Source organism: Mammaliicoccus sp. G-M28 (assembly GCF_022386595.1).
GTDB classification, from domain to species: Bacteria; Bacillota; Bacilli; order Staphylococcales; family Staphylococcaceae; genus Mammaliicoccus; species Mammaliicoccus fleurettii.
Genome location: NZ_JAJNIF010000008.1, coordinates 61,930 through 87,090, shown reverse-complemented (window position 1 = coordinate 87,090; position 25,161 = coordinate 61,930). Strand labels below are relative to the sequence as shown.

29 protein-coding genes and 1 riboswitch are annotated in these 25,161 nt (G+C 30.0%); of the genes, 13 read left to right on the top strand and 16 right to left on the bottom strand.

Annotated features, from left to right (window positions below; all coding sequences use genetic code 11):
* Positions 1–5: 5 nt before the first annotated feature.
* The 5 genes from ribH to LQ609_RS08755 form a co-directional block, all read right to left on the bottom strand.
* Positions 6–476: a 6,7-dimethyl-8-ribityllumazine synthase gene (ribH, locus tag LQ609_RS08775; RefSeq protein WP_078357574.1), complete on the bottom strand. Its 471-nt coding sequence runs from the start codon at positions 474–476 to the stop codon at positions 6–8.
* Positions 477–496: 20 nt separating this feature from the next.
* Entirely contained in the window at positions 497–1,672 is a 1,176-nt protein-coding gene (ribB, locus tag LQ609_RS08770) for a 3,4-dihydroxy-2-butanone-4-phosphate synthase (RefSeq protein WP_078357575.1), read from the bottom strand.
* Between the two features lie 8 nt (positions 1,673–1,680).
* The gene (locus tag LQ609_RS08765; protein WP_208143728.1) at positions 1,681–2,313 is read right to left on the bottom strand and encodes a riboflavin synthase; all 633 of its coding nucleotides are present in this window, start codon (positions 2,311–2,313) and stop codon (positions 1,681–1,683) included.
* 4 nt (positions 2,314–2,317) lie between these two features.
* A complete protein-coding gene (ribD, locus tag LQ609_RS08760; protein ID WP_078357577.1) occupies positions 2,318–3,364 on the bottom strand; it encodes a bifunctional diaminohydroxyphosphoribosylaminopyrimidine deaminase/5-amino-6-(5-phosphoribosylamino)uracil reductase RibD in 1,047 nt (348 codons plus the stop codon).
* Between the two features lie 146 nt (positions 3,365–3,510).
* A riboswitch (FMN riboswitch) is annotated at positions 3,511–3,643 on the bottom strand.
* Between the two features lie 86 nt (positions 3,644–3,729).
* On the bottom strand, positions 3,730–5,244 hold the full coding sequence (locus LQ609_RS08755; protein ID WP_115337307.1) for an FAD/NAD(P)-binding protein: 1,515 nt from the start codon (positions 5,242–5,244) through the stop codon (positions 3,730–3,732).
* Between the two features lie 259 nt (positions 5,245–5,503).
* On the opposite strand from LQ609_RS08755, the gene LQ609_RS08750 reads away from it, so the two are divergent.
* From LQ609_RS08750 to LQ609_RS08730, 5 genes are all read left to right on the top strand, one after another.
* On the top strand, positions 5,504–6,652 hold the full coding sequence (locus LQ609_RS08750; protein ID WP_078357579.1) for a betaine/proline/choline family ABC transporter ATP-binding protein: 1,149 nt from the start codon (positions 5,504–5,506) through the stop codon (positions 6,650–6,652).
* Between the two features lie 13 nt (positions 6,653–6,665).
* Positions 6,666–7,301, top strand: a complete 636-nt coding sequence (locus LQ609_RS08745) for an ABC transporter permease (RefSeq protein WP_107509649.1) — start codon at positions 6,666–6,668, stop codon at positions 7,299–7,301.
* A 15-nt stretch (positions 7,302–7,316) separates the two neighbouring features.
* On the top strand, positions 7,317–8,267 hold the full coding sequence (locus LQ609_RS08740) for an osmoprotectant ABC transporter substrate-binding protein (protein ID WP_078357581.1): 951 nt from the start codon (positions 7,317–7,319) through the stop codon (positions 8,265–8,267).
* A 2-nt stretch (positions 8,268–8,269) separates the two neighbouring features.
* Positions 8,270–8,959, top strand: a complete 690-nt coding sequence (locus LQ609_RS08735) for an ABC transporter permease (RefSeq protein WP_239734593.1) — start codon at positions 8,270–8,272, stop codon at positions 8,957–8,959.
* Between the two features lie 171 nt (positions 8,960–9,130).
* Entirely contained in the window at positions 9,131–9,955 is an 825-nt protein-coding gene (locus LQ609_RS08730; protein ID WP_078357583.1) for a DUF6612 family protein, read from the top strand.
* A 647-nt stretch (positions 9,956–10,602) separates the two neighbouring features.
* On the opposite strand, the gene sagB is transcribed toward LQ609_RS08730, so the two are convergent.
* Both sagB and LQ609_RS08720 read right to left on the bottom strand, forming a co-directional pair.
* Complete coding sequence (sagB, locus tag LQ609_RS08725) at positions 10,603–11,541, bottom strand: peptidoglycan release complex glucosaminidase SagB (protein ID WP_078357584.1); 939 nt, start codon at positions 11,539–11,541, stop codon at positions 10,603–10,605.
* A 187-nt stretch (positions 11,542–11,728) separates the two neighbouring features.
* The gene (locus LQ609_RS08720; protein WP_017000846.1) at positions 11,729–11,950 is read right to left on the bottom strand and encodes a hypothetical protein; all 222 of its coding nucleotides are present in this window, start codon (positions 11,948–11,950) and stop codon (positions 11,729–11,731) included.
* Positions 11,951–12,219: 269 nt separating this feature from the next.
* Here LQ609_RS08720 and LQ609_RS08715 point away from each other — a divergent pair, with 269 nt between their 5' ends.
* Both LQ609_RS08715 and LQ609_RS08710 read left to right on the top strand, forming a co-directional pair.
* Positions 12,220–12,717 carry a sigma-70 family RNA polymerase sigma factor gene (locus LQ609_RS08715; protein ID WP_239734592.1) on the top strand — a complete coding sequence of 166 codons (498 nt, stop codon included), beginning with the start codon at positions 12,220–12,222 and terminating at the stop codon, positions 12,715–12,717.
* A 76-nt stretch (positions 12,718–12,793) separates the two neighbouring features.
* Positions 12,794–13,246: a competence protein ComK gene (locus tag LQ609_RS08710; RefSeq protein ID WP_237687658.1), complete on the top strand. Its 453-nt coding sequence runs from the start codon at positions 12,794–12,796 to the stop codon at positions 13,244–13,246.
* A 53-nt stretch (positions 13,247–13,299) separates the two neighbouring features.
* Here LQ609_RS08710 and LQ609_RS08705 read toward each other — a convergent pair whose 3' ends face one another.
* On the bottom strand, positions 13,300–14,133 hold the full coding sequence (locus LQ609_RS08705; protein ID WP_078357586.1) for a DUF5996 family protein: 834 nt from the start codon (positions 14,131–14,133) through the stop codon (positions 13,300–13,302).
* 21 nt (positions 14,134–14,154) lie between these two features.
* On the bottom strand, positions 14,155–14,610 hold the full coding sequence (locus LQ609_RS08700; protein ID WP_078357587.1) for a hypothetical protein: 456 nt from the start codon (positions 14,608–14,610) through the stop codon (positions 14,155–14,157).
* 98 nt (positions 14,611–14,708) lie between these two features.
* Between LQ609_RS08700 and LQ609_RS08695 the strand changes: the two genes are divergently transcribed.
* Positions 14,709–15,386 (top strand): helix-turn-helix domain-containing protein, encoded by a 678-nt coding sequence (locus LQ609_RS08695; RefSeq protein ID WP_239734591.1) that lies wholly within the window; start codon positions 14,709–14,711, stop codon positions 15,384–15,386.
* Here the strand turns inward: LQ609_RS08695 and LQ609_RS08690 are convergent.
* Together LQ609_RS08690 and LQ609_RS08685 are read right to left on the bottom strand one after the other, a co-directional pair.
* A complete protein-coding gene (locus LQ609_RS08690; RefSeq protein ID WP_078357589.1) occupies positions 15,377–16,009 on the bottom strand; it encodes an HAD-IA family hydrolase in 633 nt (210 codons plus the stop codon). The two genes, LQ609_RS08695 and LQ609_RS08690, sit on opposite strands and share 10 nt — an antisense overlap.
* Before the next feature lie 66 nt (positions 16,010–16,075).
* Positions 16,076–16,465, bottom strand: coding sequence for a hypothetical protein (locus LQ609_RS08685; protein ID WP_198644275.1), 390 nt, complete (start codon positions 16,463–16,465; stop codon positions 16,076–16,078).
* A gap of 209 nt (positions 16,466–16,674) precedes the next feature.
* Here LQ609_RS08685 and LQ609_RS08680 point away from each other — a divergent pair, with 209 nt between their 5' ends.
* Positions 16,675–18,024: a PepSY-associated TM helix domain-containing protein gene (locus LQ609_RS08680; protein ID WP_239734590.1), complete on the top strand. Its 1,350-nt coding sequence runs from the start codon at positions 16,675–16,677 to the stop codon at positions 18,022–18,024.
* 90 nt (positions 18,025–18,114) lie between these two features.
* Here the strand turns inward: LQ609_RS08680 and LQ609_RS08675 are convergent, their stop codons facing one another.
* The 3 genes from LQ609_RS08675 to LQ609_RS08665 form a co-directional block, all read right to left on the bottom strand.
* Positions 18,115–18,279: a hypothetical protein gene (locus LQ609_RS08675; RefSeq protein ID WP_170167665.1), complete on the bottom strand. Its 165-nt coding sequence runs from the start codon at positions 18,277–18,279 to the stop codon at positions 18,115–18,117.
* A gap of 94 nt (positions 18,280–18,373) precedes the next feature.
* A complete protein-coding gene (locus LQ609_RS08670; protein WP_078357591.1) occupies positions 18,374–19,237 on the bottom strand; it encodes a cation diffusion facilitator family transporter in 864 nt (287 codons plus the stop codon).
* 177 nt (positions 19,238–19,414) lie between these two features.
* On the bottom strand, positions 19,415–20,125 hold the full coding sequence (locus LQ609_RS08665; RefSeq protein WP_107510163.1) for a transaldolase: 711 nt from the start codon (positions 20,123–20,125) through the stop codon (positions 19,415–19,417).
* A 197-nt stretch (positions 20,126–20,322) separates the two neighbouring features.
* Between LQ609_RS08665 and LQ609_RS08660 the strand changes: the two genes are divergently transcribed.
* The 4 genes from LQ609_RS08660 to LQ609_RS08645 are packed head-to-tail and all read left to right on the top strand — an operon-like array spanning position 20,323 to position 22,271.
* On the top strand, positions 20,323–21,171 hold the full coding sequence (locus LQ609_RS08660; protein WP_078357593.1) for an MBL fold metallo-hydrolase: 849 nt from the start codon (positions 20,323–20,325) through the stop codon (positions 21,169–21,171).
* Positions 21,172–21,217: 46 nt separating this feature from the next.
* A complete protein-coding gene (locus tag LQ609_RS08655; protein WP_119634354.1) occupies positions 21,218–21,520 on the top strand; it encodes a hypothetical protein in 303 nt (100 codons plus the stop codon).
* A 41-nt stretch (positions 21,521–21,561) separates the two neighbouring features.
* Positions 21,562–21,927: a fluoride efflux transporter CrcB gene (gene crcB / locus LQ609_RS08650; protein WP_239734589.1), complete on the top strand. Its 366-nt coding sequence runs from the start codon at positions 21,562–21,564 to the stop codon at positions 21,925–21,927.
* On the top strand, positions 21,924–22,271 hold the full coding sequence (locus LQ609_RS08645; protein WP_078357596.1) for a fluoride efflux transporter FluC: 348 nt from the start codon (positions 21,924–21,926) through the stop codon (positions 22,269–22,271). The genes crcB and LQ609_RS08645 overlap by 4 nt, the downstream gene beginning before the upstream one ends.
* A 590-nt stretch (positions 22,272–22,861) precedes the next feature.
* Here the strand turns inward: LQ609_RS08645 and LQ609_RS08640 are convergent.
* On the bottom strand, positions 22,862–23,704 hold the full coding sequence (locus LQ609_RS08640; protein ID WP_107510191.1) for an aldo/keto reductase: 843 nt from the start codon (positions 23,702–23,704) through the stop codon (positions 22,862–22,864).
* A gap of 28 nt (positions 23,705–23,732) precedes the next feature.
* Positions 23,733–25,115: an NAD-dependent succinate-semialdehyde dehydrogenase gene (locus tag LQ609_RS08635; RefSeq protein WP_078357598.1), complete on the bottom strand. Its 1,383-nt coding sequence runs from the start codon at positions 25,113–25,115 to the stop codon at positions 23,733–23,735.
* Between the last annotated feature and the right edge of the window lie 46 nt (positions 25,116–25,161).

The following is a 25,161-nucleotide window of genomic DNA, read 5'->3' as shown; positions in this document are numbered from 1 at the left end:
AATTATTATATTTGGCTTTCAATATTTTTAAGTAAATTGGCCATTTCAATAGCAGCTAATGCAGCATCTCCACCTTTATTACCTGCTTTAGTTCCAGCTCTTTCTATTGCTTGTTCAATTGTTTCTGTTGTTACTATACCAAAGATAACTGGCACTTCTGTTTCATCATTTACTTTAGATACACCTTTTGCTACTTCATTACATACATAATCATAATGTGTAGTAGCGCCTCTAATGACACATCCTAATGTTACTACTGCATCGTAATTTCCTGATTTAGCTAATTTTTTAGCAACTAATGGAATTTCATATGCACCTGGAACATAAGCTACATGAATATTATCTTCTTCTACATTATGGCGAACCAATGTATCTTTAGCTCCATCTAATAAACGACCTGTAATAAAATCGTTAAATCTACTTACTACAATTGCTACTTTTAATTCTGATCCGTTCATTTTACCTTCAAAGTTCATTTTTATTTGCCCCATTCTTTTTATAATAAATGACCCATTTGGTCTTTTTTTGTATTTAAATATGATTCATTCGTTGTATTTGGCTGTATAACTACTGGTATTCTATTTGTAATTCTAATACCTAACTCTTCTAATTGATTAAATTTATCTGGATTATTGCTTATGAGTTGTATTTCTTCTATATTAAAGTACTTCAGAATTTGACTTGCTTCAGTATAGTCTCTTAAATCCGCTTCAAAGCCTAATGCTTTATTTGCAGAAATTGTATCATATCCTTTTTCGATCAATTCATATGCTTTAAGTTTATTGATTAAGCCTATGCCTCGACCTTCTTGAGGAAGATATAAAATCATACCACCGTGCTCTTGTATATATTTCATAGAGTATTCTAGTTGTTCTCCACAATCACATCTAGCACTATGGAAAATATCACCAGTGACACATTCAGAATGTATACGAACGTTCATTCCATTTTCAATATTGCCCGAACAAATAGCTAAGTATTCTTTTTGATCTAATTTAGATGTAAAACCATACATATCAAATTCACCAAATAATGTAGGTAATTGAATTTTTGATTCAAATTTTATAATTTGATCATTTCTTTTTCTATATTGAACAAGTTCATCTATCGTAATCATTTTTAATTGATGTTTAAGTTTGAACTGATATAAATCTTCTCTCTTAGCCATCGTTCCATCGTCTTTCATAATTTCACAAATAGCACCAGCAGGTTTAGCACCTGACAATCTAGCTAAATCAACACAAGCTTCAGTATGCCCTACTCTTTCAAGAACACCATTTTCTTGAGCAATTAATGGGAATACATGTCCTGGTTTTACAAAAGCACTCGGAGAAGTCTCTTCTATTAGACCTTTTATAGTATCCGTTCTTTCAAAAGCACTAATGCCTGTTGTTGATGACACATGGTCAACACTTACAGTAAAAGCTGTCTTAAACTTATCACCAGTTTCAGTCATTAAATTTAAATCTAGCTGTTCTGCTATTTCACGGCTAACTGGTGCACATATTAGACCTCTAGCATGAGTTGCCATAAAATTTATCGTTTCTGGTGTTAAATATTCAGATATTGCAATAAGGTCACCCTCATTTTCTCTATCTTCATCATCTACAACTATAATGGGTTTACCAAGTTTTAATTCTTCAATAGCTTCTTCTACTTTATCAAACATTATGATGCCTCCTAAAATCCTAGATTTAGTAACTTCTCTTGCGATAAATTCGAGTTATTTTGATGAGTAATTTTTTGAACATATTTAAATAATAAGTCCGTTTCTATATGTACCTCATCACCTTGTTTCTTGTTAACAAAAATAGTACGCTCTCTAGTCTCAGGTATTAAATGAATTTCAAACTTATGCTGATACAATTTAAAAATTGTTAAACTTATACCGTCTACCGTAATTGAACCTTTATCAATCAGTTGACTTAATAATTGCGCATCAGCTGATATTTCAATTATCCATTCATCTTTTCTTTTAGAAATATGCTTTATAATACCTTTTCCATCTACATGACCACTTACGAAATGACCACCAAACCTTCCATTAGCTAACATCGCTCTTTCAAGATTTACTTTGTCATTTGTTTTTAAGTGTTCTAAATATGTGACATTGATTGTACCTGTAATAACTTCTACTTTAAAAATAGATGTCTGCTTTTCAGTAACAGTTAAACAAACACCATTTATCGCTACCGAATCACCAAGAGATAAATCATCAGTTATTTCAGGAGCCTCAATTGTTAAAGTCTTAACTCCACTTTGAGTGCTTGTATTCTTAATTACACCAACTGTTTCAATAATTCCTGTGAACATCTTGTCACTTCTTTCTTAAAATTATTTTAAGATCTCCACCAATGATTTCTGTTGATATAATTTTAAATAACTTACTATTGGATAAAGGATAAACATCATTGGTTTGATAATATTGATATTTTCCTTGACCACCAATCATTTTCGGGGCTTGATAAATAATTAATTGGTCTACTAAATCTTGTTCTATAAATTTACTTACTAATGTCGGACCTGCTTCTACCATGATTTGAGCATAACCTGCTTCATAAAGTTGATATAGAACATTTTTTAAATTTGATCCTTCTTTATTTACTATTTCGATGTTTTGATTTTCATTTACTTTGAAATGGTTAGAATCTGACATAACAATTACAGGATTGTTTTCATCCTTAAAAATCTTTAGTTCTTCATTAAAATCAGATTGTTGAGTTAAAATAATTCGTTTAGGGTCTTTTAATTCTTCGCTTCTAGTTGTTAACAATGGATCATCTTCACGCACTGTCATACCACCCGTAATAATGGCATCATGCTGACTTCTTAAGTTCAACACATCTTGTTTCACTTCTTTAGATGTAATCCATTTACTTTCTTTGGCATCAGTTGCAACTTTTCCATCCATACTTGTAGAAATTTTTAACGTTACAAATGGTAGTTTAGTGTTTTGTTGTTGAAAAAAACTATTATATAAAGCTTGAGCTCTTTCAGAAGGCTCATGCGATACTTCAATTCCAGCTTCTTGTAACATTTCATGTCCACTATTTTTTAAAGATTGGTCTTTCACCGCATATACAACTGATTTAATGCCACTATCTATAATAGCTTTAGAGCATGGCGGTGTTAGCCCATAATGAGAACATGGTTCTAACGAAACGTAAATAGTAGCATCTTCTGCTTGAGTACCTGCCATCTTTAAAGCTTGAATTTCCGCATGAGACTCACCTTTTTTTAAATGTGCACCGAATCCGATAATTCTATTATTCTTAACGATTACAGCACCAACTGAAGGGTTTGTCCCAGTCTGACCTTGTAAACGGTCTGCTAAATCAATAGCAAATTCTAAATATTGATTCATTTAAGTTCCTCCTAAAATTAAAAAAACCACCAGAAAATTGAATTTTCGGTGGTTGGGAGTAAAAAATGTATCAAGAAATAAGCCTTTATTATTAAAGACATTAACATTTTAATATAACGAAATAAGCGTATAGAATACGCTGTCGTCTATTCTTTCTCCCATCCAGACTCTAACTGTCGGCTTCAGAATCACACTGAATCAGCCATAAACAAAAACTCATTTATGGGTCGCGGGCTTTATACCGCCGGTTGGGAATTTCACCCTGCCCCGAAAGAATATATTATTAAATTATATGCATCAGTAATCACTGATGTAGCCATTTTATACTATAATACTAAGAATTACAAATTAATATTCTTATAGATTTACTTCTTTTTGGATTGAACCTTTTTAGCTTTTTTTCTTTCTTCTAGTTCAATATACAAGTCTTTTACAGCTCGAACGGATTGATCAACTAATAATGAAACACCATTTACATCAAAATTCACACCAGTTGTTAATTGACCAATCACTTTTAAATTAGGCATTGTTCCAAACTTAGGACTAATAACTTCATTTGTATATGGAAGTACAAGAATACCTCCGAATGGATGAGCTGCTATGATTTGTTTGTTTTCTAGCCCTTTTATAAAATGTTCATCTTCAGTCAACTCAGATAAGTGTTTTTTAGGTCCTGTAGCATTAATTACATAATGATAACTGTCTTCATTTTCTACATTTTTATATTTTATTCTAAATTTACCGTAATATTTTCGTACATTTTCTAATCCTTCTTTAACGATAATATCACCGTTCTCAATCCAGTCAATTAACTGCTTTGCAGACGATTGTGGCATAGGATTAGCATTGCGTTTAAAGTGATGACCATATTTATCTAAAAATGCTTTCTTATCATCGATAGTCATAGCGTTCCAAAGTGGAATCATATGATGTTTAACTTCTTCAATAAAAGATTGAAAATGTCCAACTTCATCCTCATGTCTTAAGTCATATTTCATGTTATATACATTATCTTTTTTGAATCGATATAACATTTTCTGTAGGTTAATATTTTGATATTCACATTCTTTTTTAAATAATTTTTCTACATCTTTTAAAGGCACTACACCTTTATGTGATTTTTTGAATTTTTCAATTGCTTTATCATTTATATATTTCAAATCAATTTCATGTCTTATCCCTCTCACACTAGGAAATTGCGCATTTCTTGATGTTACAACTAAAGGCAAACGCTCATGATTTTCCATGACATATCTAATAACATCTACAGAACTTAGCCCAGTACCTATAATTGCTATATCATCATTTTGTTTCACATTACGTAAAGCTCGAGTAGTAGGATAAGGTGATTCAATATAACCTGATAATCCCGATAATTGATAAGGATCTTTATAAGGTAGCATACCAATTGTTAAAAATACATAATCATATTTTTGACAGACTGCTTCATCATCTTCTATATAGCAAACATCTATTTTATATTGTCCACGTTCATCTTTAATCTCTTCAACATAACAACTATCAACTTTATGCTTATGAACAAAAATATTATCATGTTTTTGTAGCAATTTATTTAAAATGGATTTCATATAATGACCAAATACTAATCTTGGTAAATATTTTGCTTTACCATAATCAAATTCGTCATTTTTCTTATACCATTTTTTAAAATCTTTCTCGTTTTGTGGATCTAGTGACATTTGATTAGCTGGTAAATTAATCAATAATCTATCACTATCATTTTGAAATGGTTTCCCCATTCCCATATCTTCAGCATTATCAAAAATATCTACCGTAATATTTTTGAATTTTTTATGCTTAGATAATTGATTAAGTGTACTGACGCCTGCTGTACCCATACCTATAATTGCAACTTTCAAATTAAACGCCTCCGTTTTTAATTTTGCATGATATGCAAAAATTTAGCATACTTTTAAAATCTATACTTTATCCCCATATTTTCTCTTTATATAAATTTATCATAATATGATTCTCAATTTGTCGCTTTCATTTAAATATTCCTTTTTTCTAATTCAGATAAACATAGAATTCATACTATCAGTACCTTTTATAAATATGCAACATATATGTTATAATTATGAATGTTAATATTTTGAATTTTGATAAAGGAGAAGTGTTATGTTATCTATAGAAGACTTAACTAAAGTTTATCGTGGCGGTAAAAAAGCAGTAGACAGTATCAATATGGAAATTGAAACTGGTGAATTTATAGCATTTATCGGTACTAGTGGTAGCGGGAAAACTACTGCATTAAGAATGATCAATCGTATGATAGAACCTACAAGTGGAACTATCATGTTAAATGGAAAAGATTTAAGCAAGATGAATCCAGTGAATTTGAGAAGGAATATTGGTTACGTAATCCAACAAATCGGATTAATGCCACATATGACAATACGTGAAAATATTGTTTTAGTTCCAAAATTACTTAAATGGACGAAGGAAGATAAAGAGAAAAAAGCTAAAGAACTTATTGAACTTGTCGACTTACCTGAGTCTTATTTAGATTTATACCCATCTCAATTATCTGGTGGACAACAACAACGTATTGGTGTTGTAAGAGCCTTAGCAGCTGATCAAGATATCATCTTAATGGATGAACCTTTCGGAGCATTAGACCCAATTACAAGAGATACACTTCAAGACCTAGTTAAAACATTACAACAAAAACTAGGAAAAACGATTATATTTGTAACACATGATATGGATGAAGCAATTAAATTAGCTGATAGAATTTGTATTATGTCTCAAGGTGAAATCATCCAATTTGATACACCGAACAATATATTAAAAAATCCAGCTAACGACTTTGTTCGTGAATTTATCGGACAAAACAGATTAATACAAGACAGACCTAACTTAAGAGTTGTAGATGACGCTATGAAGAGCCCAATTACTATAACTTCTGAAAAAACAATCGACGAAGCTGTAATTTTAATGAGAGATAGACGTGTCGATACTTTATTTGTTACTAATGATAAAGGAAAGCTTGTTGGTTATATAGATATAGAAGATATAAACGAAGGACATCGTAAAGGTGCAGATATTATTGATATTATGCATCGAGATATTTATACCGTAAAAACTGGTACAATGCTTCAAGATTCAGTACGTACTATATTAAAACGAAATGTTAGATTAATCCCTGTCGTAGATCATCAATATTACATAAAAGGTGTTATAACAAGAGCGAGTTTAGTTGATATCGTTTACGATTCAATTTGGGGATTATCTGAAGAAGAAGCACAAAAAAGTGATATAAAATAAGGAGTGAATAATAGTGATTGAATTTTTACAAGTTAATGGGAATGAACTTATCCAAAAAACACTAGAACACTTCTATATTTCATTATCTGCTCTATTATTAGCTATGATAGTAGCTATACCTCTAGGCATATTGTTAACAAGAACAAAAACAATTGCCAAAGTTGTATTGTCTATAGCCAGTGTTCTTCAAACAGTCCCTTCATTAGCAGTATTAGCTTTAATGATACCTTTCTTAGGTGTTGGTAAACTTCCTGCAATTCTTGCGCTTTTCATTTATATTTTATTACCTATTTTAAATAATACGTTTATAGGTATTAAAAACGTAGATAAAAATGTAAAAGCAGCAGGTTCAAGTATGGGTATGACTAGATTCCAAGAAATGTTTATGGTCGAATTACCATTAGCAATATCAGTCATAATGAGTGGCGTTCGATTATCTAGCGTTTATGCAATAAGCTGGGCAACATTAGCTAGTTTCATTGGTGCTGGTGGTTTAGGTGACTTTATATTTAATGGTTTAAACTTGTACCAACCAGATTTAATAATTGGTGGTGCGATAAGTGTTACATTAATCGCACTTATTATGGACTTTGTATTATCCAAAATAGAAAATTGGGTAACACCAAAAGGATTAAAAGTTTCAAGATAAGGAGGAAATTGAAACATGCATAGATATTTTAAATTGTTATTGCCGATCATGGCTTTATCTATCATTTTATCTGGATGTTCCCTACCCTTTCTTGGAGCTTCAGGTGATAAAAACTCAGTAAAAATTGGTATGCAAAACACAAGTGAATCTCAAATAATGGGACATATGGATAAACTTATGATTGAACATGAAGCAAAAAAAGATAACGTAGACGAAAAAAATATTCAGCTCATTAATAACTTAGGTTCATCTACAGTTACATTTAACGCACAGAATAATGGTGATGTTAATATTTCGAGTGCAAGATATACTGGTACTGACTTAACTGGCGCTTTAGGTAAAGACCCTATTACAGATCCAAAAAAAGCTTTGAAAGTAGTACGAGATGCATTTGATAAAGATTACAACCAAAAATGGTATGGTTCTTACGGGTTTGAAAATACTTATGCCATGATGGTTACAAAAGAAACAGCAAAGAAGTATAATCTAAAAAAAGTTTCAGATATGAAAAAAGTTGCAAACAAACTAGAAGCTGGTGTTGACTCATCTTGGATGAAACGACCAGGTGATGGTTATCCAGCATTTAAAGAAAAATACGGTTTCGACTTCAAAAAAACAAGACCAATGCAAATTGGTTTAGTGTATGATGCACTAAATACAGGTAAAATGGATGTCGTATTAGGTTATACAACAGATGGACGTATAGCTAGTTATGATTTAGTTGTACTTGAAGATGATTTACAATTTTTCCCACCTTATGATGCAAGTCCTTTGGTTTCAAAATCTTTATTAAAAGAAAAACCATATGTTGACCGTGCAATGAACAAATTAAAAGGAAAAATATCTACAGAACAAATGCAAAAATTAAACTACGAAGCAGACAACAATCTTAAAGAACCTGCTGTTGTTGCAGAAGAGTTTCTAGAAAAGAACAATTATTTTGATGATAAAAAGGATGGTGAGTAATAATGGCTGAAGGAAATATATGGTCACAATTAGTAGATTATTATGCAACAAATGGCGGATATATATTTCAACTATTTCTAGATCATTTACTCATTTCTGTTTATGGTGTGCTATTTGCGGTTATAGTAGGTATACCAATTGGAATTTTTATTGCTAGATATTCCAAATTGTCAGGTTTCATTATTTCCATAGCTAACATCATTCAAACTATGCCAGCACTTGCACTTCTAGCAATTTTAATGCTTGTTATGGGACTTGGTGCTAACACTGTTGTTATGACAGTCTTCTTATATGCCCTGCTTCCAATTATTAAAAATACTTATACAGGTATTAAAAATGTAGATTCAGGTATTAAAGATGCAGGTAAAGGAATGGGAATGACTTCTAAACAAATTTTGACAATGGTTGAACTTCCACTCTCATTATCAGTAATGATTGGTGGAATTAGAATTGCATTCGTTATCGCAATTGGTGTTACAGCAATTGGTTCGTTTATTGGATCATCAACACTTGGTGATATCATAATCAGAGGAACTAATGCTACTGATGGTACTTCACTTATTCTTGCAGGTGCAATACCAACTGCTTTATTAGCTGTACTAAGTGATTTATTATTAGGTTATATCGAGAAAAGACTAGATCCAACTAAGAGAAGGCAAAAAGGACCACAACCTCAAACACTTTCGGAGTGATAAAAAATGAAATTTTTATTTAAAGTAATTACTGCTACAATTGTTATTTTCATACTTTCACCTAAGAAAAAACTTAAATAAATTTATTAATAGCAAAAGTAATTATATAAATCTTTGCTATTAATATTTGGTTAATGTTAATATTGTTTAAAATATAAAGGAGGAATTAGTATGAAATTCAGAGTATTAGGTAGTTTATTTTTATCTTCATCATTAATATTAGCGGCTTGTGGTAATGGATCTGATAGTTCAGATTCTGATACTAAATCAGAGAAAAAAGAAGAGAAAAAAAGTTCAAGTCAAGTAGTTAAAGACTTACAAAGCAATGCTAAAGACGTAAAAAGTTATCACACAGATAATGAAATTAAAGTATCTGCTAAAGACCAAGAAAGTCAAACTGTTAAAGTCGGCATGGATGTTGATGAAAAAGAAACAGCTAAATTAGCAATGGATCAAGCTGGTCAAAAAATGACAATTTACGTTCAAGGTAAAAAAATGATCGCAAAAGTTGATGACCAATGGGTAGACCTATCTTCTCAAGTAGAAGACATGAATATAGATAGCTCATTAGAACAACTTAATTATGAAAAATACGCTAAAACATTAAATTCCTTCAAAGATTCTAAAGCTAAAAAAGTTGACGATGGCTATGAACTTACATATGACATCAAAAACAAAGAAGATTTTACTAAGCTAGCAAATGCTTCAGGTAACAAAGACCAACTTAAACAATTCGAATCTGAAGTTGATAAAGTATCTGGTAAAGCAGTATTGAAAGTAAATAAAGATAACGAAATTGATTCATATAAATTAGATGCAAAATTAACTAAAGATGACGAAACAGCAAATATGGAAACAAACGTCACTTATGACAAAATAAATGAAGTTAAAGAAATTAAAATTCCAGATGAAGCTAAAGACGCTAAGAAAATAGAAGATTTACAAGGCGGTTCTTCAAGCTCGTCATCATCAAGTAGTTCAAACCAAGCTTCATAAGTTAATTTGATATAGTAAAAAGACCAACAAAGTTCAGACTTTGTTGGTCTTTTTTACTTCACTAGAATTGCTTTTAACGAACCTCTTATCAGCAATTTTACATAGAACTGCTTTTAACGCACCCCTTATCAGCAATTTTACTTAGAATTGCTTTTAACGAACCTCTTATCAGCAATTTTACATGGAACTGCTTTTAACGCACCCCTTATCAGCAATTTTACATGGAACTGCTTTTAATGAACACATTATCAGCAATTTTACATGGAACTGCTTTTAACGCACCCCTTATCAGCAATTTTGCCTAGATCTGCTTTTAACGCACCCCTTATCAGCAATTTTACTTAGAATTGCTTTTAACGAACCTCTTATCAGCAATTTTACTTAGAATTGCTTTTAACGAACCTCTTATAAGCTTAACCGCCGAGAAAGAATGCGTATTTAAATAGATATTACCAACGATTTTGTATAGTTGTGACGCCCGAGGGAATGGTATGGGTGAGAGACTACAGGCTCGAGCCATACCCCTAGGCAAGCATGCACGTACAAAATCGTAATATAAAAAATAAGCATATCACTGTAAAACTGAAACGATCAGTTAAGTGATATACTTATTTATTTTGAGTTAGGATTTATCTCCTAAGCACGCTTTATTTATTTTTTTGTTCTTCTTGTTTATCTAGCTTTTCGTCTAATGATTTTACTGACAAGGATTTGTCTGTATCTTTGTATTTATATACAATATAATACTTTCCTTCTGTCTTAAGTTCTTCATAAAAATCTGATATGATACGCGCATTACTTTGTGCCCATTTTATATCTGTTGCATATTGATGTACACCTGGTTTTTTAGGATTCCATCTCATGCTATATAATGTATTCTGGTCTGGATTGGATAAATAATGGTCATGAATGAACTTAGCTCCACCTGAAATAGCTTTTTGCGGAGTATCCCAATCTCGTTTTTTAGCATACCTTGCACCAGTACCTATTGGATCATTATCTAATGCACCTACACCATAAAAATTATAATATTTTTTGCCATCAGATTTTTCTTTAGACTTCGTGACTTTACCTTTATCTGTAAGTAATACACCATTCGCTAATTCACTGTGATGATTCCCAGTTTCTAAAATAGCATGAGATATTAAATACACTTCGTTCACATGCTCTTTTTTAGCTGCTTTTAGAAATTCAGTTGTATACTTTTCAAGTACTTCTTGTTCTCTTAGCATATGATGGATTCTTTTTTCTTCAATACCTTGATATTCAGATAAATTCAAGAATTGGTAAACTTGCTTTTCATCATTTAGTATTTCTTCAACATTCATTACTTCATGAATTTCACTTCTCGAAGCATTTTTCCAATTGCCTGACTCTGTTGCTACTTGCATTTTAGTATCATTTTTATATTGTTTATTTACTGCTTTACTTAAAGTTAATGGTACTTCTACATTATCTTCTTGTTTATCTACTTCATAAAACTTCAAATGATCTGAAATCAAATAATAAAACAGGCCAACAATAATTGATAAGACTAATAATAATACAACTACATTTTTAATTGTTTCTAGCCTGGCATTTTTCATCGTTTCACCTCAAAAATTTGTGAACCTATACTTAATCATAATCTATTACCTAATTTTTACAATTTTAAAAAGTTCACTCTCTATATTCTATAGGATTAGACTATAATATTCAAAAATAAATATGTTACATTTTAATTACTATTATATTTCAAAAAAAAAAGCAAACATTCTATGAAAGTATGTTTGCTTATTTATAAGGTGTGTAATCCATAAATATAAATGACATTGCTGCTGATCTATTTTTATAGTTGTAATGACTAAGATTAATTGTTCCCTCTTCTTCGCCGTTTCTATAATTCATAAATCTATTCACGTTATTAATCATAACAAAATCAGCATTATCTCTTATATTATTCAATTCATTATTTCGTGCAAAAAAATGTTCTAAATTTAGATGTTCGTAATCCATATGATGAGCCTCCTAATCTTTGCCCCCAATAAAACATATGTCCATATATATCCAAATATACACGTTTATAAGGTAATTGTAAATCTTTTAAATCTTTATTTCTCACCTATTTTTTTAATGAATTCTTCACTTTAATGTGCATTTTTTATGATATTAATTATATCTTTTTCAACTAATGCTAATTTACTTTAATTATTTCACTAATTACAAATTTTAAAGCTATTTTATTTTAATTTACAATACTTTTATCCGGAAATAAATCTGTGTGCATGCCCACTGCAAAGGACAACATGGAAGATTATAACTTTAACTCTTATTACTTAAAATACGAAAAAATGATTCATCATTTACTACACCGTTACAATATAAAATATTGCTATGATGATTATTTCCAACTCTTGCTTATAAAGCTATGGGATTTATTAAAAACGTTTGATAAATCAAAAACAAATACGATGGATAAATATATCTATACTAAATTAAAGTTCTATTTAATTGATTGTATAAGAAAAAACAGCAAAGAAATGAACCGCTTCATACCTACTTCTCATGATATGATGTTAGATCAAAGTTTTGTTGAACATTATAATTGTGAAATGTATAGCATGCTTGAAATTTTATCACCAGAGGAACTATTGTGGTTTAAACTAACGTTACAAGGATTTTCAACTCAAGAGATTGCAATTCATTTCAATAAAAGTGAATCGACAATCAAGTATTATAGAAAGAACGCTAGAAATAAGTTGAAATGTCATTTTTTATTTTAGGTACAATGATATGTCATCACAATACAATCAATAACTTTCCATTATTAGTATTATCACTAATAGAGGTGACTTAACAATGATGAATATCAACCCAAATATGACAGTCATTCAACACTCAAAAAATCCTAAATATAAATACCAAATCGAATATATAGATCATTCAATTTTAAATACGAATCTTTCTATTCATTTACTTTTAAACGATGCATTAAAAATTGAGGGTGCGAATATGAAATCAAGAGAACAATATGCAAAACATATACTCAAAATTTCAAAACTCATCCCTGTTATGATTTATGCATCTCAAGATTTTGTTCTTTTTCCAACGAGCGCTAAAAATCATATTAATTATATGATGATAAATAGTAAGCATATTACTAATATTGAAGCGTACAAATGTTATACAAGACTCTTATTTAATAATGACACCTCAAAAATTATAAAGCATGATTTTCATACCATAACTAAGAAAATGGGAGAATCATTACGGCTCATACAATATCAAAAACATCACATATTCAAGCAATAAATTTATATACAAAAAACAGCCAGATAATGAATGTTTCATTGTCTGGCTGCTTTTTATTGTTCGTTATGTGTTAGTTTACTGCTTACACCTGATAACAATGCTTGATATGCACTGTTAAAGAAAGTAAGTAACACTTCATCTCTTCTTATGATGCTTTGTAAATCTTCTTCATATATTAAGAAGCTACCATCTTTACCATTATATTCTGCATAAGAAGGCTCTACTTGTTTTAAGTTAATTTTATCTTGCTTAAATGGATTAATCTTTATAATATAATAAGGAGATTCTCTATATTTATCTCCAAAATAATAGCATAAAGAAACTGTATAATCTTGATTACCTTCTATATAAAATATAGACGTGATATCAAATTTATCCCAAAACAACCCTGTTTTAACATCTTTAATATTTCTTGAATGTAAAAATTGGTAATGGTCATACTGAGCTTGTTGCATAAGTCTTAATGCATGATATGCTGTTTTAGGATTAAATACGCGTTCTTTATCATCCTGATCCAATGTTTTTTCATAAGGAATATTATATGGTTTCGTATTAATTTTAATATTTATTCCGTTGTCAGACAGTGTATCAAATACAAAATCGTAATATTCTTTAATAGTTTGTCCAGATTCTAAAATAATAGATTCTTCTTTTCCATCTATTATAATGATTAATAGCTGATCTAATAAGTCTAAATTGATTTCAAACTCATGCCCATCTTTTTTTAATACGCTTGTAGATAACCCTACTTGATTAACGGTTAACATCACGTGTTTATATAACGGTTCAGGTTCTTTTACAGCTAAACAACATTTCCCCATTATTTGTGCTATATACCTAATCGTAGCACGTGTATCACGCCATTCATCAAAATATAACAAGCTCATCTACGACACCCCCTAGTTAATCTACATTAAATCTTTAAACCTTCTAGCTATAAGTAAACGCCTTGTAAAATAAGCATTAACCCATTTAATTCCTTTGTATCCAATGAAAAATAAAATGATACCAATTACAAGATATAGTAATTGCAAAGTCAGTGCAGTACTTATTGGTTTAGTAAAGTATAAAGTAAATGTCCCTAACACTAACAATGCAGCAGTAATGAGAATACCTGCCATAAGTACGTTGCCAAATAGCAATCCACCTAAAGTGAATACTTTATAAAAGCTACTTGGTGGTGATGCTTTTTCTATTATTTCATCTTCTACAAAATGATTTACAAACTTACTAGGTTTACCATACTTTTCAAGTAAACGTTCTTCTCCATTAACATTTAACTTTTCTTTAGCTATATTTTTTTCTTTTTTATTTATAAACCATAATTTTTTATAAACTATGGATTTGTATTGTTCATTATTCATTGTACACCTCTAAAAAGTCATTAATATTATAATTATAACATTAAATAAAGTAAGCGTTGTTAAATTTTTAGAAATCAGACTATGAAGGGAATTATATAATGTTTACATTTGAAGTGAATCAAATTCATAATGAGGATATATATATTTATAATTATGAGCATTTATCAATAATTTACGTAACAGATGGAGAAATTCAAGTGTTCTATCACTCATTAAACAAAATATCTCATTTAAAAAAAGGTTTTTGTTGTATCGTACCTTTTGATGAATATAGTTATATCAATGCTTTATCTGGTTCTGTAATTATTCTCACATTAAATTATTTTCTGATTTTAACGTTGGCAAATAATATTTACCCTCGTTTATTATCAATAGATTATTCTAAACTATCTTATTTAAAAAATGACGCTACAACAAAAAAACATCTACACCTTTTAGCTCAACAATCACCTTTTAATGCCTCAAGTTTAAACACTCAAATTTCATTTAGTATTATTACGATATTAAATATTTTGTCAAAAAGTATAAATGAAGTTATGGATTTAACAGAACAAAAATTAAAACCTAAAAATATTCATTGTTGCTATCACAAAGACTTTATGATTGTTAGACTATTTGAGGCTTCAGTTGAATTACTTAATAATCCACAAAAATCAATTGCACATATCGCAATTGATTATGGTTTCTGTGATCAAGCTCATTTTACAAAATTATTTAAAAAGCATCGAAATATGACACCTCATACATTTAGACAACAGTATGCTTTCTATAAATAGAGGTCTATAATTTCTTTTGCTTCTATATCTTTATTTAATATCTTTAAATCATCAAAATTCAAATCTTCTGTTATTTCATGTGTAATGACAATCACATCCATACCAGCATCAATAGCCGCTTGTGCCCCATTTGTTGTATCTTCAATTGCTAAGCATTTATTTGGTTTAACTTGAAGATCATGTGCTGCTTGAATATATAGTTCTGGATTTGGTTTTACAAATGCAACATCTTCACGCCCTTTTACAACATCAATATATTCATCTAATTCTAACCTTAAAACGTTTGGCATAATATGTTCTTTATAACTACTTGTTGCTATCCCCATTTTCAAATGGTTTTTATGTCCATATTCAATCAAGTCTTTAACAACTGGTTTCATAGATAGTGATTTTGTTCCTTCATAATGATCTTTAAACATTTCTTCTAAAGCTAACTCAGAACCTAGTGCATTTAGGATTTTATTATCTAATTCTTTAGAAACAGAACCTATAGAACTTTTGTATTCTTCTAAACTTATTGGTTCGTTATTTTTATTAATAATATGTTTATTTAAAGTGTTAAATAAGTTTATTTCTGTATCTATAATTGTGCCGTCAAAATCAAATATAATTGCTTCGTACATATTCTTCACTCCGTTCTAAAAAATAAAGAGGCTGAGACGATTAAATTGTCCAGCCTTTTATAATAATTATAATTCTTCTGATTTAAGTGTCAATTCTAAACGATCGATAATATTTTCTAATTGGATTAGACTAAGCGCTTTATCTTTCGCTATTTGCTCTCTATTTGAAGCAAGAAATTGCACTATGACTTGTAATGGAATTATTGCAGCCTCTTGAGTTCCATCATTATCAATTATAAACAAACCATCTGATTTGCTTAAGTTTAGTTCGTTTTGTTTTTCTGTGGGTAAATCATTTTTAAAATATACTGCACCATGTGGGAAAACTTTATGTTTTCTCTCTTCTAAACTTGTTACAGCTTCATGGAAATTTTCTTGATTCAAACCATTATAGAATTGTTTAATTATTTGTTTACGATCTTTTTTATCGTTGTATAATTTTAAATTACTTAACATACTCACTCACCTCATCCTGTTTCATCAATTTTAACATTTTATACTGAATTTTTTGAGTATTTTAATATTACATTTTCAAGTCATTTATTACATATTTATCCTATTTTCACCAAAGGTTCATAATTAACTTATATATCTTATTGTAATTCAATATAAAAAATTATACCTTTAAATTGTTACATTATTAATTTGAAATTGAGGTTTAAATTATGCATAAAATTTTTAGTCCTATAAGAAGATTACATTTTTACGCTGCTTTCTTTATTACACCATTATTATTAACACTCTCTCTTACAGGTATTGGTTATTTATTTTATACAAATGTAGAAAATAATATTTACCAAGATGAGTTCTTTTCAGATAGTCATACTAAAGGACATCAATCATTAGATGATGCTATACAAGAGATAAGAGATGTATACAAAGGCTATGAAATACAAAAAATAAGTATTATGGACGAGCCATATAATAATAGAGTAACTATTGGAAATGAAGATGGTGAATCAAGATACATATTCTTAGATGAACATAACCAAAGAGTTGCTAATCAAAATGCAAAATTTACATATTCTAATGTGTTAAGAGAAACACATAGTTCACTTATGGTTGGAGGAAGTTTTGTAAATTACTTAGTAGAGTTAGCAGCATGTTGGACAATATTCATGATTATATCCGGCGTGTATTTAACTTTTAAATCTAACGTATTGAAAAAAACAAAAAAGAAAACTTCATTTCTATTTAATAGACGAATACATGCCATAATAGGATTGATTATAGCTATTCCTATTTTTATCATCGTCTTAACAGGATTACCTTGGTCAGCATTTATGGGGAAACAGATAAATCAGTTTGCTGAAGAACATCCTAAATTAGGTTATTCAGCGTTAAAAGCTACGCCACCTGAATCTGAAGATAATGAACTACCTTGGGCAACAAGAAATAAAGAAAAACCATCATCAAAAAAAGATCCACATGCAGATCATCATGGAGCAACTAGCAGTGTAATAGGAGCAGAAGGACAGCAAAGTCTTGAAAGTATTATATCGCAAGCTGAAAATGCTAAAGTAAAAAAACCATTTTCAATCGTGTATCCAGCAGATGATAAAGGTGTGTTTACAGTTTCTAAAAGCAGTAATACTGGAGTGACTGGTTTAGACGTTGCACCTAAAGAAGAAACAACAGCATACTTCGATCAATACTCTGGAAAACGCTTAGGTCAAGTAGACTACGAAGATTATGGAATCGTCGGCAAATGGTTTAGCTTTGGTATACCATTACATGAAGGACATTTATTTGGTACTGCTAATAAAATTATTAATTTAATAGTATGTCTAACATTTATTGCAGGAATTATATTTGGATTCCTGACATGGATGAAACGAAAAAATGCCAGCTCATTCAGTGCACCACCACAATTGAAAGGCAGCATACCATATGGTCTAATAGTGTTTTTAATAGTTTTAGGAATCATAATGCCTTTATTTGGAGCGTCACTAATAGTCGTCGGTATTGTTGAATACTTTATCTGGAAAAAGCAAAAGAAAATTTCTCAAAAATAAGAAATTAAATATAGAAAATGCCTACAAAGCTCAAACTTTGTAGGCATTCATTTTATGGATTTAAAAATCATCATTAAATGAAGATTAGTTTTAGTTATTACTTTCATCATAATCACTACATACCGCTTCTAACAAATTTTTCAAATCATTATCGTCCATATCATCTGGAACACGTACTTTAATTAAATGATTTTGATCTGTTATCACATGAAAATAATGATGATCATTTTCAAAGCCTTTACCTAGTATTTGCATGAATAACATCCCCTTTAGATATTTTCAATACCAATACTTTTATATTATCATACTTATTTATATTAAAATGAAATTAAATTACAAATATATTATTTTACAAATTTGGTTCAGCATGTACATATGAAGAATAAACACCTGCTTCACGCAATTGATTTTCGACTAAATCACATATATCATGGGCTTCATCGAGTGTTAAATTTTTATCTACAACGATTGTTACATCTAAAAATACACTATTCCCATGATATCTTCCTTTTATGGATGGAATACCAATTACACCTGGGATATCTTCAATTTCTTCTATATAATTATTTAAATCTTGTTCATGAAAGCCGTCGCTTAACGTAAAAATAGATTCTTTGAATATTGTAAAACCTGTATAAACAATAATGGCTCCTAGTATAACTGCTAAAATTACATCGACTATTGGAAATCCAAATTGAGTAAATATTAGCCCTATTCCTGTTCCAATACTGACTATTGCATCTGATAAATTATCTTTAGCAGCAGAATTTAATGAAGTACTTTTTGTTTTTTTAGATAATTTTGAGTTAAACAAATATACGCAAAACATAATAACACCACTCAACATACTTACCCAAATTGTTAATGTACTTGGCTCACTATAATCACCCTGTATTATTTTAGGGATATTAGTAGATATAACTTCAATACCTACGAACATGATGATGAATGATACGATTAACGTTGTAATGTTTTCAGTTTTCATATGTCCATAAGGATGGTTTTTATCTGCAGGCTTGATTGAAATTTTCAAACCTATAATAACTGCAACTGAAACAAAAATATCTGTTAAATTATTTAAACTATCCGCTCTTAATGCTGATGAATTATAAGTTGTACCTACAAAGTATTTTAAAATTGATAAAATTATATATGTTACTAAACTTATATATGCCCCTCTTTGTGCAATTCTCAAATTGTTAGCCATATTCAACACTCCATTTTTTCACTGAAGTTTGATTATATAACAAAATTTAATACAAAGTAATGAATTAGTTATAGTAAAATAATATAAATTATTTTGCTTATTTATGTTTTAGGTATACCTATTTTAAAAAATCAAAAATAAAAAAACAAGCCACTAAAAGTGACTTGCTTTTAAATCTCTTGATTAAAGAATGCTTAATCCACTTGCTTTAATATCTTTAGCGAATCCTTTTACAGTATCCACTGATAATTCATTAACATCTCTACCAATGTTTGGTACTTTTGCTACTACGTCTTTTGGACAAGTGATGATATCTACACCGATTTCATCAGCTTGGACTACATTGAATAATTCTCTACAACTAGCCCATAGCAATTTAACGCCTTCTTTACTGTGACAAACTTTTTCTGATTCTTTCATTAATGGTAATGGATCTACACCTGTGTCTGCAATTCTACCAGCAAATACTGATACGTACGTTTCAACACCTGGTTTGATTACATCTACTATTTCTTTTACTTGCTCTATTGTATAAACAGCTGTTACGTTTACTTTTACGTTATTTTCAGAAAGCTGTTTAATGAGTGGAATCATTGATTCACCTTGAGTATTTACAACTGGGATTTTAACGAATACATTTTCACCATATTGTTTTAATATTTCAGCTTCTTTAGCCATTGTTTCTATATCATCTGCAAATACTTCAAATGATATTGAAGCATCTGGAATTGCTTTAACTACTTCTTCAGCAAATGTTTTATAATCTGTAACGCCAGCTTTTTTCATTAAACTAGGATTAGTTGTAAAACCGTCTACTTCTTTATTCTTATACGCTTGCTTCATTTCCTCGATGTCTGCACCATCTGCAAATACCTCTACTTTAAGATTACTCATGAAATTCATTCCTTTCTAACTTATGTGAATTTATCGTACCACATTTTGCAATCGCTTACTAAGTTATTTGATTTAAATAACATTTCTTGAGTTATTATAAATGTTTTTTAAGTCGTTTTATGTCATAATTACCATAAATATAAATTTAAAAATAATTGTAAGTAATATAAAACCAATTACTTAGGTGGTGTATTTTGATGGCTGAGAACTTAGAAACTATTAAACACTTCAAGCTATATACAACTGGATCCTTTTTAGGTGACGAAGCAGTCATCAATAGTAGTAATAAAAGTCTAGTTGAACGGTACTATATCTTCTCATATTATTTAGAGATAAATGATTTTAAAATATTAATAAATACTGGCTTTTCTGAACATGTTAAACCAAGTACAGACTTAAAAACTTTAAAGCTTTTTCATAGACAAGACTACAAAATATTCGAAACCTTGCCTAGTCAATTATTAAAGGATCATGTGCACCCTGATGAAATAGATTATTGCATAATTACTAACTTTGCTAGCCACCATATTGGCTATTTAAATGCTTTTAAAAATGCTACTATCATTACTTCAAACGAAGCTTACCATGACTTCATTACTCAACAAGTATCTAATAATAATCTTCAATTAAGTTTTCACGTAATGCCTGATGATTTTAAAGAACGCATTGAATTTATAGAAGACTTTGTACAGACTGAACATCCTATTTTAGGCAAAGGTTATAAAGTATTTAATCAAGATGCAATTGTTAGTTACAATCTACCAGGTGCAATGCCAGGACAGTTCGGATTAATGCTGGAGTTTTCAAATTTAATTATTTTTATGTGTAGTGATGCTGCTTGGTGTCGCTCAAATATTGAAAAAAATGTTTTACCAACTAAAAGATTATTGCGTAATGCTTATAACGGTGAACTTTTCATTGAAACTCACTCTAAGTTAATAGATTTAAAAAAAGAGATGGAGCCACCGTTTTTCATTATCCCTAGTCACTGTAAAAAGATGGATGATTTTCAAGAAGTAATGCAATTATTAGATGCAATAAAATAACTTGTATGTTAATATTGACGATTATATGGAATTTTTGGAGGGCATCATGGATAAAGCTAAACGCTATTTATATATATCAGTTGTACTCATAATTATAAGCTTATTTTTAAGTGCGCAGAATCCACTTATTGAAACAATGTTTGGATCCTTAGTTTCACTTGTGTTAATAAGTAGTATTTTAAACGGTATTTTGATACTTATTGCAGTTATTACTACTGATAAGTCAATAAAGCATCAAACTGATGAACACAAAACAATTTCTAAATTAAATAAACTATTACCAATTGTTCTATTCATCGTCATTATTTATCACATTGTCGTTATAATTAAATTCTTTGGAATAATTTAAGAGAAACATTATGTTTCTCTTTTTTTAATGAGGAGGTTTATATGAATTATTTAGCTATATTTATAGGCGGTGCTTTTGGTGGAGGTTTAAGGTATTTAGCATCATTGGTCATTTCAAATACTACATTCCCTTTCTCAACTCTACTTATAAATGTAATCGGTGCTTTTCTAATGGGTATTTGTTCAACTTACTTTATAAATTATTTTAAAGCACATCCAAATATCAAAAAAATGATAACAACTGGATTTATTGGTGCTTTCACTACATATTCTTCACTCAGTTTAGATACTGTCGTTTTATTAGAAAATGGTCATTTTCTATTGGCCAGTCTATATTTAATCACTAGCATATTACTTGGATTTATCTTTATAGCACTAGGTTATAAGAAAGGATCAAAACATTCATGACACTTATATACATTATGATAAGTTCAGGTATTGGCGCAGTATGTAGACAGTTTGTTAATGTTACGCTTACTAAATATTTTGCCTATTCATTTCCTATAGCAACTTTAGTCGTTAACATTCTTGGTAGTTTAATGATAGGTTTTGTTGCACAGTATTTAAATTCAAGCTCATTAAGTTATGCAATAATTGCGTTAGGATTTTGTGGAGGATTCACTACTTTTTCAACACATATTTTAGAAATTTATGAACAATATTTATTAAAATCATATAAAAAGCTTATAATCTATTTATTATTAACAATTATACTTTCGATTGGTTCTTGTTATTTAGGCTATCATATTTAAATACAATCTTACGATTTTGTTCGTGCATGCTTGCCTACCTTTTTATACAATCTTACGATTTTGTACGTACATGCTTGCCTAGGGGTATGGCTCGAGCCTGTAGTCTCTCACTCATACTATTCCCTCAGGCGTCCGCACTTACAAAATCGTTGCAAATATTTATTTTATATAGAAAACAGGTTTTTCTAAGAGTTAGCTAAATGATTATCATTAAAATGCTAGGACATTTATGTCAAAGGCAATTAATCTTAAGTGTCTATATTTACATAAGTTGAGAAAAGTGTAAGCAAGGATATCCATAGTCACATAAGTGGAAAGAAGTGTAAATAAGGATGCCTATGTTAACACAAGTCAGTAGAAGTGTTAGCAAAGATGTCCATAGTCACACAAGTCGAAAGAAGTGTAACTAAGGGTATCTATATTCACACAAGTCGAAAGAAGTGTAAGCATGCGCATAAATAAATATCAACAAAGTCTAAATTTCCCAATATGATTTTCATAAAAAATAAGAGCAGAAATTCATTGTTAAAATTGAATTTCTGCTCTTATAAAATTTTCTAGGACAAATATATCCTAAGCTCTGATTTATTTTATTTACCTGTGAAAGATTCTGGGTCTGGACCAATTCTTTCATCTTTATTTAAAGCATTTAATCTTGATAATTGGCTATCTGATAATTCAAAATCAAATACATTTAAATTTTCTTCTATTCGAGATGGTGTCACTGATTTTGGTATAACAACGATATTCTCATCAATATTCCATCTTATAATGACTTGTGCAGGTGTTTTACCTAATTCATTTGCTATTTCTTTAACAACTTCATCTTCTAATATTTGCCCATTCATTAATGGAGACCATGATTGTGCTACAATTTTTTGAGCTTCTAAGTATGTTCTCAAATCTTTTTGAATTAAATAAGGGTGACATTCGATTTGATTAATCACTGGTTTTATAGAAGCTTCTTGCAACAATTCTTCTAAATGATTGACATGGAAATTACTTACACCTATATTTTTAATTTTCCCTTCATTATATAGATCTTCCATGGCTTTCCATGTTTCAGAAATCAAAGCTTTATCTTGACCTGGCCAATGGATTAAATATAAATCAACATAATCTAAACCTAATCTCTTTAATGAAGCTTCATATGCTGATTGTACATTTTCTCTACCATAATCTGACATCCAAAGTTTAGTTGTGATAAACAAATCTTCTCTGTTTAAACCAGCTTCCTCTAAACCTTCTTTAATACCTTGACCTACTTTTTCTTCGTTTTGATAAGTTTGTGCAGTATCAATATGTTTATAGCCACTAATTATTGCATGTTTAACAGCTTCTCGACATTCATCATTATTTTCCACTCTAAATGTACCTAATCCTAGCGCTGGTATGCTATTACCGTTATAAAACTCAACTAATTTCTGTGTCATTATATTGCCTCCTGGTTTCCTTAAATACTTAGATTAATATTGAAACGACTTTAGTCTCAAGGTAAGGTTCTATACCTTCAGAACCGCCTTCTCGTCCAAAGCCACTTTCTTTCATGCCTCCGAATGGTATATGAGCAGCACTTGGGCCACCATCATTCCATCCAATTACACCATAATCTAAGTTCTCATACAATTGTATACCAATACTATAGTTCTCTGTAAAGAAATATGCTGCAAGTCCAAATGGCGTATCGTTAGCTTTTTGAATAACTTCATCAATTTCTTTATATGTTGTAATTGGTGCTACCGGTCCAAATGTTTCCTCAACCATAATTTGCATATCGTCAGTTACATCTGCAAGTACTGTAGGTGTTATATAATAACCACCATCTCTATAGCTATCTCCTCCTGTTACGATTCGTGCACCTTTACTTGTTGCATCGTCTATATGAGATTTTATTTTTTCAAATCCATCTGCATTAATAACCGGTCCAATATCTGTAGATTCATCTTGGCCATTACCTACTTTTAATTTACTTACTTCTGATCTTAATGACTCTTCAAATGAATCTTTAATGGATTCATGAACATAAATTCTATTTGCACAGACACAAGTTTGACCCGCATTTCTAAATTTTGAAGCAATTGTTCCTTTAACTGCTTTATCAATGTCTGCATCTTCATGGACTATAAGTGGCGCGTGACCTCCTAGTTCTAAAGTCACTTTTTTAAGTGTAGAACTCGATTGTTCCATTAATTGCTTACCAACTGGTGTAGATCCAGTGTATGTTATTTTTGAAATCAATGGATGCTTAGTAAATATTTTCCCTATATCTTTACCTGTTCCATTTACATATTGAATTACATCTTTTTCAAAACCAGCTTCATGAGCTAAATCAACTAATTTCATAGTCGTAAGTGGCGTATCCTGTGCAGGTTTACATATAAATGTACATCCTGCTGCTAATGCCGGAGCTGCCTTTCTAGTCATCATTGCTGCTGGGAAATTCCAAGGAGTTATACTAGCGACGACTCCAACAGGCGCTCTCGTTACAATTAATCTCTTATTATCTACATGTTCTGGTATTGTTCTACCATAAGTACGTTTTGCTTCTTCAGCAAACCATAATATATAATCAGTCGCATATTTAACCTCACCTTTAGATTCTTTTAAAGGCTTTCCACTTTCCTTAGTCATAGTTAAAGCAATTTCATCTATGTTTTTTAAAATCAATTCATACCATTTATACAATAAAGCACTTCTATCGTGGGCAGGTTTCTTCTTATAATCTTGGAATACTTCATGTGAACGTTTAATTTTTTCATTAATTTCATCTTCACTATTATTTTTTAGCGTTTCAATCACTTCACCAGTTGCCGGATTCTTAACATCAAATTCTTCATTTCCCATTTTATATTCCACCTTTTTTATATAAAAATAGCGCTACATAATATGC

Excerpts from the sequence above, each read along its gene's own strand:
- crcB (WP_239734589.1), top strand. The coding sequence starts at position 21,562 with ATGAATTATTTAGCTATATTTATAGGCGGTGCTTTTGGTGGAGGTTTA.
- LQ609_RS08635 (WP_078357598.1), bottom strand. The coding sequence starts at position 25,115 with ATGGGAAATGAAGAATTTGATGTTAAGAATCCGGCAACTGGTGAAGTG.
- LQ609_RS08705 (WP_078357586.1), bottom strand. The coding sequence starts at position 14,133 with ATGAGCTTGTTATATTTTGATGAATGGCGTGATACACGTGCTACGATT.
- LQ609_RS08665 (WP_107510163.1), bottom strand. The coding sequence starts at position 20,125 with ATGAGTAATCTTAAAGTAGAGGTATTTGCAGATGGTGCAGACATCGAG.
- LQ609_RS08680 (WP_239734590.1), top strand. The coding sequence starts at position 16,675 with ATGCATAAAATTTTTAGTCCTATAAGAAGATTACATTTTTACGCTGCT.
- LQ609_RS08735 (WP_239734593.1), top strand. The coding sequence starts at position 8,270 with ATGGCTGAAGGAAATATATGGTCACAATTAGTAGATTATTATGCAACA.
- LQ609_RS08695 (WP_239734591.1), top strand. The coding sequence starts at position 14,709 with ATGTTTACATTTGAAGTGAATCAAATTCATAATGAGGATATATATATT.
- LQ609_RS08740 (WP_078357581.1), top strand. The coding sequence starts at position 7,317 with ATGCATAGATATTTTAAATTGTTATTGCCGATCATGGCTTTATCTATC.
- LQ609_RS08730 (WP_078357583.1), top strand. The coding sequence starts at position 9,131 with ATGAAATTCAGAGTATTAGGTAGTTTATTTTTATCTTCATCATTAATA.
- LQ609_RS08655 (WP_119634354.1), top strand. The coding sequence starts at position 21,218 with ATGGATAAAGCTAAACGCTATTTATATATATCAGTTGTACTCATAATT.
- LQ609_RS08720 (WP_017000846.1), bottom strand. The coding sequence starts at position 11,950 with ATGGATTACGAACATCTAAATTTAGAACATTTTTTTGCACGAAATAAT.
- LQ609_RS08685 (WP_198644275.1), bottom strand. The coding sequence starts at position 16,465 with ATGTTAAGTAATTTAAAATTATACAACGATAAAAAAGATCGTAAACAA.
- ribH (WP_078357574.1), bottom strand. The coding sequence starts at position 476 with ATGAACTTTGAAGGTAAAATGAACGGATCAGAATTAAAAGTAGCAATT.
- ribD (WP_078357577.1), bottom strand. The coding sequence starts at position 3,364 with ATGAATCAATATTTAGAATTTGCTATTGATTTAGCAGACCGTTTACAA.
- LQ609_RS08715 (WP_239734592.1), top strand. The coding sequence starts at position 12,220 with ATGCCCACTGCAAAGGACAACATGGAAGATTATAACTTTAACTCTTAT.
- LQ609_RS08750 (WP_078357579.1), top strand. The coding sequence starts at position 5,504 with ATGTTATCTATAGAAGACTTAACTAAAGTTTATCGTGGCGGTAAAAAA.
- LQ609_RS08675 (WP_170167665.1), bottom strand. The coding sequence starts at position 18,279 with ATGCAAATACTAGGTAAAGGCTTTGAAAATGATCATCATTATTTTCAT.
- LQ609_RS08710 (WP_237687658.1), top strand. The coding sequence starts at position 12,794 with ATGATGAATATCAACCCAAATATGACAGTCATTCAACACTCAAAAAAT.
- LQ609_RS08700 (WP_078357587.1), bottom strand. The coding sequence starts at position 14,610 with ATGAATAATGAACAATACAAATCCATAGTTTATAAAAAATTATGGTTT.
- sagB (WP_078357584.1), bottom strand. The coding sequence starts at position 11,541 with ATGAAAAATGCCAGGCTAGAAACAATTAAAAATGTAGTTGTATTATTA.
- LQ609_RS08660 (WP_078357593.1), top strand. The coding sequence starts at position 20,323 with ATGGCTGAGAACTTAGAAACTATTAAACACTTCAAGCTATATACAACT.
- LQ609_RS08645 (WP_078357596.1), top strand. The coding sequence starts at position 21,924 with ATGACACTTATATACATTATGATAAGTTCAGGTATTGGCGCAGTATGT.
- LQ609_RS08690 (WP_078357589.1), bottom strand. The coding sequence starts at position 16,009 with ATGTACGAAGCAATTATATTTGATTTTGACGGCACAATTATAGATACA.
- LQ609_RS08765 (WP_208143728.1), bottom strand. The coding sequence starts at position 2,313 with ATGTTCACAGGAATTATTGAAACAGTTGGTGTAATTAAGAATACAAGC.
- LQ609_RS08640 (WP_107510191.1), bottom strand. The coding sequence starts at position 23,704 with ATGACACAGAAATTAGTTGAGTTTTATAACGGTAATAGCATACCAGCG.